The sequence below is a fragment of the Dorea sp. AM58-8 genome (assembly GCF_003464045.1).
Classification (GTDB): domain Bacteria; phylum Bacillota; class Clostridia; order Lachnospirales; family Lachnospiraceae; genus Claveliimonas; species Claveliimonas ammoniilytica.
The window spans coordinates 1-729 of record NZ_QSDM01000057.1; the positions used below are offsets into that span (position 1 = coordinate 1).

Annotated in this window: 2 protein-coding genes; both read right to left on the bottom strand. The window is 44.6% G+C overall.

Annotated features, from left to right (window positions below; translation table 11 throughout):
* Position 1: 1 nt before the first annotated feature.
* Positions 2-205, bottom strand: a complete 204-nt coding sequence (locus tag DXA18_RS15435; protein WP_109273690.1) for an excisionase — start codon at positions 203-205, stop codon at positions 2-4.
* On the bottom strand, positions 205-729 hold a 525-nt coding region (locus DXA18_RS15440; RefSeq protein ID WP_147345619.1), incomplete at its 5' end, for a replication initiation factor domain-containing protein. The genes DXA18_RS15440 and DXA18_RS15435, both read right to left, overlap by 1 nt.

Genomic DNA, 729 nt, shown 5'->3' on the forward strand with positions numbered 1-729 from the left:
ATTAGATTGCGTCCAATTTGTCAATAACCTGTTCAAACTGTCGGCGTTTAATCTGTATGCGGTTGCCATTCATAATGAGCCAGCCAGCGTCCTTGTTTTCCTCTGCCAAGCGTCTTAACTTGTTTTCTCCGATACGGAAATACCTTGACGCTTCTTCAATGGTAAGGGTGTATTTTTCCCATACGGGAATATCGTTGTTGTTCATCAGATACCCCCTTTCCCATGTTTCGTGTCATACTGGATATAGGGGATAAGGTCGGTGCGGTTTATCCTCTGTAAATGGGCGGTTAATTTACTGGAAAGGGAATTGCTGTATCTTGCCTTATCAAGCATAGTTCCCACTTTTTCCAGTCCACCTAATGCGTCATGTTCTTCCAAGAAGTAAAAACTTTTGACAGCGGAAATCACGCCACCCTCTGTGAGCCATTGCTGTGTTTCTTCAAGGGAATTTTGCTGTTTTGGTACTTGCAGTTTCAAGACTTCCACAGCCCCTAAAAAGCGTTCCCAAAACCGACAAGTTTTCCACCTGCTCTTATTACTTTCGTTTCTGTTTGGTACGACAAAGCGTAGGTTGTTTGCCAGCAGTCCGAAAGCCAGTTCCCCAAGTTCCAGCGGTCTGCCCTTGAATGTCATGGCAAAAGCATGAGCCTTATCATCACGCAGTTGCATTTCTGTCCGTTTCCAACTGCCGACTTCCTCAAGCGTCTTATTATGTTTTGAACAGACTTC